The sequence below is a fragment of the Salipiger sp. HF18 genome (assembly GCF_011806505.1).
GTDB classification, from domain to species: domain Bacteria; phylum Pseudomonadota; class Alphaproteobacteria; order Rhodobacterales; family Rhodobacteraceae; genus Salipiger; species Salipiger thiooxidans.
This window is the reverse complement of the sequence record NZ_JAATOS010000090.1, coordinates 1-12,961: the sequence shown is the minus strand read 5'-3', so window position 1 is coordinate 12,961 and position 12,961 is coordinate 1. Positions and strand designations below refer to the sequence as shown.

Below are 12,961 nucleotides of genomic sequence, written 5' to 3'. Positions count from 1 at the left end.
GTCGCCGAATGGTTCGCAGAAACCGAGCGCGCGCGCCAGCAGATCGCCCGGCCGGTTCATTTCGAGCAGATGGGCCGCGGCGATATCCCGGCGCTTGGCTTCACCCTGCGCGGCAAGGCCGACCGCATCGACATGGACGAGCGCGGCAACGCCCACCTCTACGACTACAAGACCGGCGCGGCGCCCAGCGAAAAGGAGCAGCTGCTTTTCGACAAGCAGCTCCTGCTCGAGGCCGCCATGGTCGAGCGAGGCGCCTTCAAGGAGCTGCAGCCCCGTCATACCGAGCGCGCCGTCTTCGTCTCGCTTGCTCCCGGCAAGCCGCGCGAAGTTCCGGCGCCGCTGGCCGAGGCCCCGGCACAGCAGGTCTGGGCAGAGTTCGAGACACTGATGACCCGCTGGTTCGAGCCCGACAGGGGCTACACCGCGCGCGCGGCGCTGCTCAAGGAAAGCGACAGTTCGGACTACGACCACCTCTCGCGCTTCGGCGAATGGGACGTGACCGACCCGGCAAAGCGAAAGGTGCTGTCATGAAACGCGACGAGGCGACCGAAGCGCAGGTCCGCGCGGCGCGGCCCGACAGCTCGACCTGGCTCGCGGCCAACGCGGGCTCGGGCAAGACGCGGGTGCTCACCGACCGGGTGGCGCGGCTGCTGCTCGACGGGGTGCTTCCGGAGCACATCCTCTGCCTGACCTACACCAAGGCCGCCGCGACCGAGATGCAGAACCGGCTGTTCCGCCGTCTGGGCGCCTGGGCCATGCTCGATGACGAGGCGCTGCGGGCCGAGCTGCGCCAGCTCGGGCTCGAAGGCGCGCTGCCGCCCGAGCGACTGGCCGGAGCGCGCACGCTCTTTGCCCGCGCCATCGAGACGCCGGGCGGGCTGCGGATCCAGACCATCCACTCGTTCTGCGCCACGCTGCTGCGGCGCTTCCCGCTCGAGGCCGGGGTCTCGCCGCAGTTCCACGAGATGGAGGACCGCGCCGCGCAGCTTCTGCGGACCGAGGTGCTAGACCGCCTCTCCGAGGGACCGCAGGCCGGGCTCGTCGCCGATCTCGCGCAGTGGCTGCCCGAGAATTACGACGCGCTTCTGGCCGAGTTGTGCGGAAACAGAGCCGCATTTATCCCCGCCCGCAGCCCTGCCGAGGTGCGCGCGCTCTATGATCTCGGCCCCGACGAGGACGCGGAGTCGCTGCTGTCGTCGGTTTTTCTCGGCAGCGAGACGGCGCTGATCGCCGACGCCCTGCCGGTGCTGAAGGCTGGCAAGAGCACCGATCAGGGCTGCGCCGACAAGCTCGCCGCCTTCACCGGGCGCAATCTCGACAGTCTCGTGGCGCTCGAAGCCGCGCTGCTGACGCAGAAGGGCACGCGCAGCACGCGGGTGCCGACCAAGGACACCAGGGCCGCGCTCGGACCGATGGCCGAGCGGCTCGAGCAGCTGGCCGAGCGGGTCGAAGCTGCCCGCGAGACCCGCCTTGCGCTCGAGGCCGTCCAGCGGGAATTGGCGCTGCATCGCTTCGCTCAGGCCTTCCTGCCCGCCTACGAGACCGAGAAGCAGCGCCGCGGCTGGCTCGATTTCGACGACCTCGTGACCCGCGCCCGCGACCTGCTGTCGGACGAGCGCGTGGCGGAATGGGTGCTCTACCGGCTCGACGGCGGCATCGACCACATCCTCGTGGACGAGGCACAGGACACCTCGCCGGTGCAATGGCAGGTGATCGAGCGGCTGGCGCATGAGTTCACCAGTGGCGAGGGCGCGCGGTCGGACGTGCGGCGCACAATCTTCGTGGTGGGCGACAAGAAACAGTCGATCTACAGCTTCCAGGGCGCCGATCCGCGCGAGTTCGACCGCATGTGCGACGAGTTCGCCGAGCGCTTGCAGCGCACCGAGGCGCCGCTCAGCCGGATGATGCTGGAATACAGCTTCCGCTCGGCCGAGCCGATCCTGCGTCTGGTGGACAATTGCTTCGAGGGCCGCGAAGCCTCGGGCTTTTCCGAGGACCAGCGGCACCGGGCGTTCAAGTCCGCGATGCCCGGGCGGGTCGATCTCTGGCCGCATGTCGAGACCAACAAGGACAGCGCCGAGGACGGCGAGTGGTTCGAGCCGGTGGACCGCGTGGGCGAGCAGCATCACGCGGTGATCCTCGCCAACCGCGTCGCGGGCTTCATCGGGCGCACCATCGGCACGCCGCTGCCCGAGGAGATCGGGCACAGCGGCGAATACCGCACCCGCCCCGCCCATGCCGGCGACTTCCTCATCCTCGTCCGCGGGCGCGGCACGCTGTTCTCGGAGATCATCCGCGCCTGCAAGCAGCGCGGCCTGCCCATCGCCGGCGCCGACCGGCTCAAGGTCATGTCCGAGCTCGCGGTGAAGGACATCGGCGCGCTGCTGGCCTTCCTCGCCACGCCCGAGGACGACCTGTCGCTCGCCACCGCGCTGCGCTCGCCGCTCTTCGGGCTCGGCGAGCAGGATCTGTTCACACTCGCGCATCCGCGCAAAGGCTATCTCTGGGCCGAGTTGCGCAGGAACAGGGACACATATCCGCAGGTGATGGCGGTGCTCGACGACCTGCGGAGCGAGACCGACTTCCTCCGCCCCTATGACCTGATCGAGCGCATCCTGACCCGTCACGGCGGCCGCGCCCGGCTGCTCGGACGGCTTGGCGAAGAGGCCGAGGACGGCATCAACGCGCTGCTCGGGCAGGCGCTGGCCTACGAGCAGACCGAGGTGCCCTCGCTGACCGGGTTCCTCGAGTGGATGCAGACCGACGATCTCGAGATCAAGCGCGCCCCCGACAGCGCCGGAAGCCGCATCCGGGTGATGACGGTGCACGGGGCCAAGGGGCTCGAGGCGCCGATCGTGATCCTGCCCGACTGCGCCCGGCCCAACACGCAGATCCGAGAAAGCCTGCTCGACGGCACCACCGGCACGGTCTGGAAGGCCGGCGCCGACACCCAGCCCCGGGTCCAGACCGAGGCGCTGGAGGCCGCCAAGGAGGCCGACCAGCAGGAACGCGACCGGCTGCTCTATGTGGCTCTGACACGGGCCGAGAAGTGGCTGGTGGTCGCCGCGGCCGGCGAGCTCGGCAAGGACGGCAACGCCTGGTACGACAAGGTGAAGACCGGGATGGAGCGCTCCGGCGCCGAGACCGCCGCCTTCGACTACGGCGACTGGGGCAGCGGCGAGGGACTGCGGCTGGGCCTGGCCGACTGGACCGGCCTGCCCCACGTCACCGTACCGCCCAAGGAGGTGATCGAAGTCACCTTGCCCGATCTCTTCCGCCAGCGCGCCATCCTGCCCGAGCCAGCGCCCGGCGCGGTTTCGCCCTCGGGGCTGGGCGGCGCCAAGGCGCTTGGCGGCGAGGATGGCGACGAGACCGAAGAGGCGATGCTGCGCGGCACCGCGCTGCACCTGCTGCTGGAACATCTCTCGGCCCTGCCCGCTGACCGGCGCGCCGACGCCGTGCCCCACGTGCTGGCCATCGCCGAGGAACTGCCCGCCGAGACCGACAGCCTTGTGCAGGAGGCGCTCGCCGTGCTCGCCGCCCTGCCGCTCGCGCCGTTCTTCGCGCCCGAAACCCTTGCCGAGGTCCCGATCTCGGCCGAGATCGCGCCGGTGGGGCGCATCCACGGCATCATCGACCGGCTCATCGTCACGCCGGAAAAGGTGATCGCGGTGGACTTCAAGTCGAACCGCACGGTGCCCGCCATCCCCGAGCAGACGCCCGAGGGGTTGCTGCGCCAGATGGGGGCCTATGCCGCGGCCTTGCAACAGATCTGGCCCGACCGCTGCATCGAAACCGGGCTGCTGTGGACGGCAACGCAAAGCTACATGGCGCTGCCACACGATCTTGTGTCTGCGGCGCTGGCGCGCGCTACCGCCGCTTGACGTCTTCGCGGCCCCTACCTACCTTCGCGCCTCAAGCTACCGGCTGCCCAACCCGCAAGGAGATCGAAATGGCCACCGTTCCCGTTACCGACGCGACCTTCGACGAGGAAGTGAAGAACTCCGACATCCCCGTCGTGGTCGATTTCTGGGCCGAATGGTGCGGCCCCTGCAAGCAGATCGGCCCGGCTCTGGAAGAGCTGGCCGAACAGTATGACGGCCAGATCAAGATCGCCAAGGTCGACGTCGACAAGGACCAGGCGATGGCCGCCCAGCTCGGCGTCCGCGGCATCCCCGCGCTGTTCATCTTCAAGAACGGCGAAGTTTTCTCGAACCGCACCGGCGCAGCGCCCAAGGCCTCGCTGGAAAGCTGGATCAAGGAAGCGATCTGACGCTTCGGGCGCGCCCTCGACCGGGGGCGCGCCGTTTTCCTGATACGAGCAAGGTCCCTTCAGGCGCCCTGCTCAAATCCCCCGAAACACCCGCCCCACCAGCGGCATGAGCCCGGCCAGCCGCCGCTCCTGCGCGATGCTGCGCCCGGTGACCGGCAATCCCCACCACTCCGCCAGAACCCGGTTGCGCAACAACAGCCCGACCGATGGATCGCCGCTGGCAACCCGCTGGTATCCTTCGAAAAACGCGCTTGAAGCGCCCACCGGCAGGACCTCGCCCCGTGGGATCGCGTCCTTTTGCGCGTGCAGGATGGCGTAATCCACCAGCAGCCGCGCGATGTCGTGCCCGACCGGCACCACCCTCCCGGCGGCAAAGTCGATGCCCCAGCACTGCGCGTCGTCCATGACGAGGTTGCGCAGGTGCAGGTCGCCGTGGGTCCGGGCGGTCAGCGTCTCACGCCCCTCGTACGCAGCCTGCCTCGCGCAGAGCGCCCCGGCACACCGCAGAAAGGGCTCCGGCGCCACCACCTGCCGCGCGCCAGACGCGACCTCGGACATGATGCCCCTCAGGTAGCGAAGGGTGAACTTCGGCTGGAAGACCCGCCGCTCACCGGGCAGCGCGGAATGGAAGCCGCCGAGCCAGCGCCCGGCGCGGCAGAGCAGGGCCTCCTGCCCGGCCACCGGCGCCTCGTCGAGCAGCTGCGAAAGCGGGGTTGCCGCGAGGTAATCCATCACCAGCGCCTGCGCCTCGGGCTCGACCGTATGCAGCGCCGGAACGCCCTCGGGCCAGGCCGCCATCACCGCGAGATGCGCGGCGACAGCGGCAGGAAAGCCGGGATCGGCGCCCGGGCGCAGCTGATGTTTCAGCACCAGCCGGCGCCCGCCGGGGCCCTGCAACACAAGCACAGACCGCGCCACCCGCGCGTCGTTGCGCAGCGAAAGCGGCGCCGCCTTCCACGCCGCGGGGTCCTCGCCCATCTGTCGCGCCAGCGCCGGCCAGTGCGCCAGCGCCGCCGCCACCAGATCCCGGCTTTGCATTTCCATCCGCGCGCCCCTGCACTATGTCGGGTCCAAGGGCAGCGCCTTGTTGCGGCGTTGTCCAGCCCCCATATCGCCCCGGCACGACAAGGAGATCAGAGACATGGCCGATCAGGAATTCCCCGGCTGGCACGGCACCACGATCATCGGCGTCCGCAAGGGCGGACAGGTCGTGGTCGCAGGCGACGGACAGGTGAGCCTCGGCCAGACCGTGATCAAGGGCACCGCCCGCAAGGTGCGGCGCCTGTCGCCCGGCGGCTCGGACGTGGTCTGCGGCTTCGCGGGCTCCACCGCCGACGCCTTCGCCCTGCTGGAACGGCTGGAAGCGAAGCTCGAGAAGACCCCGGGCCAGCTGCAGCGCGCCTGCGTCGAGCTCGCCAAGGACTGGCGCACCGACAAGTACCTGCAGAAGCTCGAGGCCATGCTGATCGTCACCGACGGCCGCGAGCTCTACGTCATCACCGGCGCCGGCGACGTGCTGGAGCCCGAGCACGACGTCGCGGCCATCGGGTCGGGCGGCAACTTCGCCCTGGCCGCCGCGCGCGCCATGATGGACAGCGAGCGCTCGGCCGAGGACATCGCCCGCCGCGCCATGGCCATCGCCGCCGACATCTGCGTCTACACCAATGGCAACCTCACGGTTGAGACCATTTCGGCCTGAGACGCCTTCCGAAAGGACCCCCATGACCGACCTGACCCCCCGCGAGATCGTCTCGGAACTCGACCGCTTCATCATCGGACAGAAGGATGCGAAGCGCGCCGTGGCCGTGGCCCTGCGCAACCGCTGGCGTCGCAAGCAGCTGTCCGAGGACCTGCGTGACGAGGTCTATCCCAAGAACATCCTGATGATCGGACCGACCGGCGTCGGCAAGACCGAGATCTCGCGCCGGCTCGCCAAGCTCGCCAAGGCGCCCTTCATCAAGGTCGAGGCCACCAAGTTCACCGAGGTGGGCTACGTCGGCCGGGACGTCGAGCAGATCATCCGCGACCTCGTGGACAGCTCGATCGCGATGACCCGCGAGCACATGCGCGAGGACGTCAAGGCCGCGGCCCACAAGGCCGCCGAGGACCGGGTGATCGAGGCCATCGCCGGCAAGGACGCCCGCGACTCGACCCGCGAGATGTTCCGCAAGAAGCTTCGCAACGGCGAGCTCGACGCCACCGAGATCGAGCTCGACGTGGCCGAGACCGCCTCGCCCTTCCCGATGATGGAGCTCCCCGGCCAGCCCGGCCAGAGCATGGGGATGATGAACCTCTCCGACATCTTCGGGAAGGCCTTCGGCGGCCGCACCACGCGCAAGAAGCTGAGCGTGGGGGAAAGCTACGAGGTGCTGATCCAGGAAGAGGCCGACAAGCTGCTCGACGACGAGGTGGTCAAGAAGGCCGCGCTCGAGGCGGTGGAGCAGAACGGCATCGTCTTCCTCGACGAGATCGACAAGGGGGCGGCGCGGCAGGAGACCCGCGGCGGCGACGTGTCCCGGGAAGGCGTGCAGCGTGACCTGCTGCCGCTGATCGAGGGCACCACCGTCTCGACCAAGCACGGGCCGGTGAAGACCGACCACATCCTCTTCATCGCCTCCGGCGCCTTCCACATCGCCAAGCCCTCGGACCTGCTGCCCGAACTTCAGGGTCGTCTGCCGATCCGGGTGAACCTGCGGGCGCTGACGGAAGAGGATTTCGTCCGCATCCTGACCGAGACCGACAACGCGCTCACCCGCCAGTACACGGCGCTGATGGCAACCGAGGAGGTCATCGTCGAGTTCACCGAGGAAGGCATCCACGCGCTCGCCAAGATCGCGGCGCAGGTGAACGAGTCGGTCGAGAACATCGGCGCGCGGCGGCTCTACACCGTGATGGAGCGGGTCTTCGAGGAGCTCTCCTTCACCGCCCCCGACCGCGCGGGCGAGAGCATCACCGTCGACGGCGGCTTCGTCGAGACCTACCTGGGCGAGCTCACCCGCTCGGCCGACCTCAGCCGCTACGTGCTCTGAGCCGTGGCGCCGGTGAGGGGCCAGCCCCTCACACTCCCCGGAGTTTAAGGGCAAGATGAAGAGCGGGCCCGTCCTTCATCTTGCCCGATAAACTCCCGCCGGAGGCATTCCTGCCCCTACCGTTCGCGCGCGGCTGGAGATAACGTCGCGGCGACTGGCTTGGGAGGGCCCCATGAAACGTTCGCGCATCAACGAGATCATCCGCGAGGGCGACGCCTTCATCCGCAGCCATGGCTTCCGCCTGCCGCCCTTTGCCTATCTCTCGCCCGGGGAGCTGCGCGCGGCCGAGCATGGCGAGATCGCGCGGCGGCGGATGGGCTGGGACATCACCGATTACGGCGCCGGCGATTTCGACCGGATGGGGCTGTTTCTCTTCACCACGCGGAATGGTCTGAACGCCGATCTCGGCCAGCACAGCGCCATGCTCTACGCCGAGAAGATCATGATCTCGCGCCGCGACCAGCTGAGCCCCAACCATCGCCATGACGTCAAGGTGGAGGACATCATCAACCGCGGCGGCGGCACGTTGGTGCTGGAGCTCTTCGCGGCGACGCCCGAGGGCGGGATCGACCGCGGCGCACCGGTCACCGTGCTTTGCGACGGCATGGAGCGGACCCTGCCCGCGGGCGGGCACCTGAAGCTCGATCCGGGCGAGTCGGTGACGCTGTTTCCCACCACCTGGCACGCGTTCTGGGGCGAGGGCAGCGACGTGCTGATCGGCGAGGTCTCGACGGTGAACGACGACCTGACGGACAATATCTTCGAGATGGAGATCGGCCGGTTCTCGACCATCGAGGAGGACGAGCCGCCGCTGCATCTTCTGGTATCCGACTACGACGCGAAGCTCTGACCCCGCCGCACCGGGCCGGCGATCAGGCTCTGATCAGGCGCGCCACCAGCGTTCCGCGAAGCGGGCGTTGTCCATGGACCAGAGGTTGCCGATGGTCGCGGGCGCAGCGATCCGGTCGCTGACCGCCTGCAGGTGGTTGGCGAAGACCGGCACCAGCAGCCCGCCCTCGTCGCGCAGGATCTGCTGCATCTCGCCGTAGAGCGCCCGGCGCCGGGCGCTGTCGAGCTCGGAGCGCGCCTCGGTCAGCAGGGTCTGGAAGCGCGGGCTTTGCGCCATGCCCCATTGGGTGTCGTTCCATGGCGCGCCGTGCTGCAGCGCGGTCGAGAACATCCAGTCCTCGGTCACCCGGCCCGACCATGCGCAGGCGCAGAGCGGGCGGTTGCGCCAGACTTCGGACCAGTAGCCCTCGGGGCGCTCGTGGATGACGTCGAGCGTGATGCCCGCCGCGGCGGCGGAGCTGCGGAAGCGCTCGGCCGCCGCCGGCGCGCCGTCGAAGGCGGCCTCGGAGACCGAGAGTGGCAGGGTCAGCTGCGATAGCCCCGCCTGCCGGAGGTGATAGCGTGCGCGGTCGGGATCGTAGGGCACCGGCGCGAGTGCCGCGTCGTACTGGTTGGCAGGGCCGATGGGGCTGTCCGCGCCGAGCCGGCCGTGCCCCAGCAGCACCTCGTCGAGCAGTGCCTGCCGGTCGATGGCGTGCTTCATCGCCTTGCGCACGTGCAGCGCGTCATAGGGTGACGCGCCGGTCTGCATGGCGAAGCCGTAGTAGCGGTTGCCGGCGATCTCCTGCAGGCGCAGGCTCGGCTCGGCGCGCAGCCGCGCCACCCGTTGCGGCGCGACGCTGTTGATCGCATCGACCTGGCCGCCGCGCAGCGCCGCGACCCGGGCCGCGCCGTCGTTCATCGCTGTGAAGTGGAGCTCGTCGAACCAGCCCGCCTGCCCGTCCTTGTAGTGCCCTGCTACCCGGCGCCCGAGGAAACGCACACCCGGTTCGAAATGCTCGACCCGGTAGAGCCCGGTGCCGATGCCGCGGACCATGGCCTCGGCGATCTGGCCCGCCGGGTAGATCAGCAGGTGATAGTCGGCGAGCAGGTAGGGGAAATCCGCGTTGCCCTCGGCCAGCGTGAAGCGGATGCTATGATCCGAGAGCCGGTCCATCGCGGCGATCGAGGCGACCAGCGGGCGGGCACCCGAGGCGGCGTTCGGGTCGAGATGGAGCCGCAGCGAGGCGATCACGTCTTCGGCGGTGAAGGGCTTGCCGTTGTGAAAGCTCACGCCCTCGCGCAGCGTCACCGTCCAGATCCGCGCATCGGCGCTGGCGTCCCAGCCGGTGGCCAGCTCGCCGCGCAGCGAGCCGTCGGCGGCGACCTCGGTGAGCGTGTCGAAGACGGCGCCCTGAGCCGCGGCGACCATGAAGACATCGGAGTGGGTGCGGGAATCCCAGCTGTCGGAGCGGTGCGCCCCGCCGAGACCCGCCCGCAGGGTGCCGCCCGACCGCGCCGGCGCGGCAGAGAGCCCGGACGCGCCGAGCACTGCCGCGGCAAGCGCGGACTGGATCAGGCGACGTCGTTTGAACCCACTCATGCGAATCCACTCATGTGGCGGTCGTTTCCCTGCTTCTCCGCGATGGCCGGTGATTCGCCGGACGCCGCGTAATGACCGAGCGAGGTTACAGGCCGGCCCGGCTCTGTAAACCCTCGCTCTCGGCAATCTGATCCATGCAGCGCACCAGTTCGGCGCTGATTCCGGGCTCGGAGAGCGCGTGGCCGGCGTTGCGGATCATCCGCAGGTCGGCGTCGGGCCAGGCCTGCGCCAGCTCCCACGCGCGGCGCGGCGGGCAGATCATGTCGTAGCGTCCCTGCACGATCACCCCGGGGATGCCTTGCAGCCGGTCGGCATTGTTGAGGATCCAGCCGTCCTCGGCGAGGAAGCCGTCGTTGACGAAATAGTGGTTCTCGAGACGGGCGAAGGCGCGGGCGTAGTCGCCGGGCGCCTCGCCGCCGGTGCCGTTGGAATAGACCGACGCCAGCGCGTTTTCCCAGGCCGACCAGGCGCGGGCGTAGCGGGTCTCTTCCCGCAGGTTGCCGCTGAACAGGCGGCGGTGGTAGGCGCCGATCAGGTCCCCGTGCTCGTCCTCGGGGATGAGGTCGGTGAACCGCTCCCAAGGCTCGGGCCAGAACTGCCCGGCGCCGCCGCCGTAGAACCAGTCGAGCTCGGTCCGGGTCATCATGAAGACGCCGCGCAGCACCAGCTGGCGCACCCGCTCGGGGTGGCTGATGGCATAGATCAGCGACAGCGTTGCGCCCCAGCTGCCGCCGAAGACGATGAAACGGTCGATGCCGAGGTCCTCGCGGATGCGCTCGATGTCCGACACGAGGTGCCACGTGGTGTTGTCGGTGACGCTGGCATGGGGCCGCGACCGCCCGCAGCCGCGCTGGTCGAAGAGCACGACGCGGAACACCCTCGGGTCGAAATAGCGGCGCATCGCGGGCGAGCTGCCGCCCCCCGGGCCTCCGTGAAGAACGATGACGGGCACACCGCGCGGGTTGCCGCACTGTTCCATATAGATCTTGTGCCCATCGCCCATGTCGATCATGCGTTGATCGAACGGGTCAATGGGCGGGTAAAGGTACTGCACTGCGCGCTTCTGACCCGGGAATTTGTCCATGCCTCGACTATATTGGCAGGGTGACCCGAAAGACCATGGGGGAATTGCGAGAGATGAGCGTTACCGTCGATCCGTCCGAAATCGCCAAGTTCGAGGCCATGTCCGCCGAGTGGTGGGACCCGCACGGCAAGTTCAAACCGCTGCACATGATGAACCCGGTGCGGCTCGACTACATCACCCGCCAGGTGGCCGGCGAGTACGGCCGCGACCTGTCCGCGCCCAGGCCCTTCAAGGGGCTGCGCATCGTCGACATCGGCTGCGGCGGCGGGTTGCTCTGCGAGCCGATGGCCCGGCTCGGGGCCGAGGTCGTGGGGGTCGACGCCGCCGAGCGCAACATCCCGGTGGCGCAGCTTCATGCCGAGCAGTCAGGGCTGGAGATCGACTACCGCCACACCACCGCCGAGGCGCTGGCCGAGGCGGGCGAGCGGTTCGACGTGGTGCTGAACATGGAGGTGGTCGAGCACGTGGCCGACCCGCTGGCCTACCTCACCGCCTGCCGCCAGCTGCTGAAGCCCGGCGGGCTGCACCTGTGTTCGACCATCAACCGCAACGCCAAGAGCTTTGCCATGGCCATCGTCGGCGCTGAGTGGGTGATGCGCTGGCTGCCCAAGGGCACGCACGAATGGTCGAAGTTCATAACCCCCGACGAGCTCTGCGAGCTGATGCGCAAGGCCGGGCTCGATCCCGTCGACCGCAAGGGATACGTCTTCAACCCCGTCAGCTGGTCCTGGAGCATTTCGGACCGCGACCTGTCGGTGAACTACGTCACCGCCGCGATCAACCCGGAGCCCGCCGCATGAGCGTCATTCCCGAAGGCAGCGCCCTCTTCGTCATCGACATCGAGTACACCGTGCCCTTCGAGGAGGTGCAGAAGGTGCTCGAGCCGCACATGGCCTTCGTGAAGCAGGGCTATGCCGAGGGTCGCTTCCTTGCCTCCGGGCCGAAAAACCCGCGCACCGGCGGCGTGGTGATCGCAATGGGCACCTCGCTGGAAGAGGTCGAGGCGCTGATGGCGCAGGATCCCTTCGTCGAGGCCGGCGTGATCGCGCTGAAGATCACCGAGTTCGCGGCGTCGAACCGGCATCCCGTGCTGGCATAGAGCCGCATTTCCCATGATCGGGGGCGGGCGTCAGTCCGCCTCGAGCTTCAGGCGCAGTTCGCGCAGCACCGGAAGCGCCGCGCGGACCTTCTCGGCGCCGAGCTCCTCCACCATCTCCGAGATCACCGGCGCCATGGCGGCCAGCGCCGCCTCGCGGGCGCTCTTGCCCGCCGGGCTGATCGACACCATCTTGCGCCGCGCATCGTCCCAGTCGGGACGGATATGCACGTAGCCCGCCATCTCGAGCTTGGCGATGGTATTGGTCATCGCCCCCCGCGTGACGTGGAAGCTGCGCGCCAGCTGCGCCGGCGTACGTTCCTCGTTGACCCGGGCGAGATGGTTCAGCACCGAAAAATGCGAGATCTCCATCTTGTTCGGAAGCACCCGGGTGAGCCGGTTCCGCAGGAGCTGATCTGCCATGATCAGCTCGCTGAACAGCGAAATCGCGAGCGCATTCTGAGGGTTGTTCATTCCGGATCGGTCAGCGGCAAGGACGGTGAGAGGGGCTGGGTGAGAGTGGGCGTTGTTTGAACGTCCGGGCCCACGGGGTCAATACAAACCATAGGACCACCCCCGCAAACCCGCCGTCACCCGTTCAGCAGGGCGTCGAGCTTGCCGTCCCTCTCGAGCGCATAAAGCTCGTCGCAGCCGCCCACGTGGGTCTTGCCGATGAAGATCTGCGGCACAGTGCGCCCCCCGTTGGCGCGCTGCACCATCTCGGGGCGGCGCGAGGGGTCTTCCATGACGTCGATCTCGGTGAAGTCGGCGCCCTTGGAGCTGAGAAGACGCTTCGCGGCGTGGCAGTAGCCGCAATAGGGGCTGGTGTAGATCTCGATCGGCTGCATGGATGGTCCCTTCGCAAAGTTCCGGATATCTGAAGAGATCTAGGTATCCTTTGCAACGCGCGCCAGCACGCAGACACAAACTTCGCTTGCGCCTGCTGCAACACAGGCCTCGGTCGCCATGGAAAGCGTCGCGCCCGAGGTCATCACGTCGTCGACCAGAAGCACCGGCCGGTCGCGCAGCAGCGGCTGCCATTTCGGCG

Annotated in this window: 14 protein-coding genes; 8 read left to right on the top strand and 6 right to left on the bottom strand. The window is 68.7% G+C overall.

All coding sequences use genetic code 11. The features are described from left to right. The 3 genes from HC022_RS10435 to trxA all read left to right on the top strand — a co-directional run. Positions 1-531: PD-(D/E)XK nuclease family protein (locus HC022_RS10435; RefSeq protein ID WP_175583531.1), on the top strand; the 531-nt coding region annotated here is incomplete at its 5' end. After that, entirely contained in the window at positions 528-3,884 is a 3,357-nt protein-coding gene (gene addA, locus HC022_RS10430) for a double-strand break repair helicase AddA (RefSeq protein WP_167452385.1), read from the top strand. The genes HC022_RS10435 and addA, both read left to right, overlap by 4 nt. A 68-nt stretch (positions 3,885-3,952) precedes the next feature. After that, positions 3,953-4,273, top strand: coding sequence for a thioredoxin (gene trxA, locus HC022_RS10425; RefSeq protein WP_008887170.1), 321 nt, complete (start codon positions 3,953-3,955; stop codon positions 4,271-4,273). Positions 4,274-4,345: 72 nt separating this feature from the next. On the opposite strand, the gene HC022_RS10420 is transcribed toward trxA, so the two are convergent. Further along, entirely contained in the window at positions 4,346-5,317 is a 972-nt protein-coding gene (locus tag HC022_RS10420; protein ID WP_167452384.1) for a phosphotransferase, read from the bottom strand. Between the two features lie 97 nt (positions 5,318-5,414). Here HC022_RS10420 and hslV point away from each other — a divergent pair, with 97 nt between their 5' ends. The 3 genes from hslV to HC022_RS10405 all read left to right on the top strand — a co-directional run bounded on the left by hslV (position 5,415) and on the right by HC022_RS10405 (position 8,152). Further along, positions 5,415-5,972, top strand: a complete 558-nt coding sequence (gene hslV / locus HC022_RS10415; protein ID WP_008886461.1) for an ATP-dependent protease subunit HslV — start codon at positions 5,415-5,417, stop codon at positions 5,970-5,972. A 22-nt stretch (positions 5,973-5,994) separates the two neighbouring features. After that, complete coding sequence (gene hslU, locus HC022_RS10410; RefSeq protein ID WP_167452383.1) at positions 5,995-7,302, top strand: ATP-dependent protease ATPase subunit HslU; 1,308 nt, start codon at positions 5,995-5,997, stop codon at positions 7,300-7,302. 172 nt (positions 7,303-7,474) lie between these two features. Further along, the gene (locus HC022_RS10405; protein WP_167452382.1) at positions 7,475-8,152 is read left to right on the top strand and encodes a D-lyxose/D-mannose family sugar isomerase; all 678 of its coding nucleotides are present in this window, start codon (positions 7,475-7,477) and stop codon (positions 8,150-8,152) included. A 33-nt stretch (positions 8,153-8,185) separates the two neighbouring features. Here the strand turns inward: HC022_RS10405 and HC022_RS10400 are convergent, their stop codons facing one another. Then, entirely contained in the window at positions 8,186-9,733 is a 1,548-nt protein-coding gene (locus HC022_RS10400; RefSeq protein WP_167452381.1) for an ABC transporter substrate-binding protein, read from the bottom strand. An 85-nt stretch (positions 9,734-9,818) separates the two neighbouring features. Further along, positions 9,819-10,817: a prolyl aminopeptidase gene (gene pip / locus HC022_RS10395; protein WP_089956262.1), complete on the bottom strand. Its 999-nt coding sequence runs from the start codon at positions 10,815-10,817 to the stop codon at positions 9,819-9,821. Positions 10,818-10,870: 53 nt separating this feature from the next. Between pip and ubiG the strand changes: the two genes are divergently transcribed. Beyond that, complete coding sequence (gene ubiG, locus HC022_RS10390; protein ID WP_167452380.1) at positions 10,871-11,617, top strand: bifunctional 2-polyprenyl-6-hydroxyphenol methylase/3-demethylubiquinol 3-O-methyltransferase UbiG; 747 nt, start codon at positions 10,871-10,873, stop codon at positions 11,615-11,617. Beyond that, positions 11,614-11,916, top strand: a complete 303-nt coding sequence (locus HC022_RS10385) for a YciI family protein (protein WP_167452379.1) — start codon at positions 11,614-11,616, stop codon at positions 11,914-11,916. The genes ubiG and HC022_RS10385 overlap by 4 nt, the downstream gene beginning before the upstream one ends. Before the next feature lie 30 nt (positions 11,917-11,946). Here the strand turns inward: HC022_RS10385 and HC022_RS10380 are convergent, their stop codons facing one another. From HC022_RS10380 to HC022_RS10370, 3 genes are all read right to left on the bottom strand, one after another. Continuing rightward, a complete protein-coding gene (locus HC022_RS10380; protein ID WP_008886974.1) occupies positions 11,947-12,387 on the bottom strand; it encodes a MarR family winged helix-turn-helix transcriptional regulator in 441 nt (146 codons plus the stop codon). A gap of 116 nt (positions 12,388-12,503) precedes the next feature. Further along, positions 12,504-12,761, bottom strand: coding sequence for a glutaredoxin 3 (grxC, locus tag HC022_RS10375; protein ID WP_008886609.1), 258 nt, complete (start codon positions 12,759-12,761; stop codon positions 12,504-12,506). 39 nt (positions 12,762-12,800) lie between these two features. Next, positions 12,801-12,961 (bottom strand): ComF family protein (locus tag HC022_RS10370; RefSeq protein WP_167452378.1); only part of this gene is annotated, 161 nt, incomplete at its 5' end.